The sequence below is a fragment of the Chitinophaga sp. GbtcB8 genome, assembly GCF_019091455.1.
In the GTDB taxonomy this organism is placed as follows: Bacteria; Bacteroidota; Bacteroidia; order Chitinophagales; family Chitinophagaceae; genus Chitinophaga.
Map to the genome: position 1 here is coordinate 1 of NZ_JAGXJN010000360.1, position 240 is coordinate 240.

Below are 240 nucleotides of genomic sequence, written 5' to 3' on the forward strand. Positions count from 1 at the left end.
ACCCAAAAGTATTTCCTTAACTTGTATCAAATATTTACAGCAGCGGCCAGGCCCCAGGAGTACGGAATATTTAATGTTTTAATACATTTACATGTTGACCTGCGTATGCATCTTAATTCTTATATAAAGCACCTTAACATAGAGCACTTTATATGGCCGTTGGCGAAAGGGTTATTATTTTTTATGGATCCGCATAAAGGTTCTTCTCTTTGCCCGCAGCAATGGATGGGCCTTAAATGG

Annotated in this window: 1 protein-coding gene; it reads left to right on the forward strand. The window is 38.8% G+C overall.

Features of this window, described 5'->3' with window-relative positions:
- Positions 1-240: hypothetical protein (locus KVT36_RS32095; protein ID WP_217607496.1), on the forward strand; the 240-nt coding region annotated here is incomplete at both ends.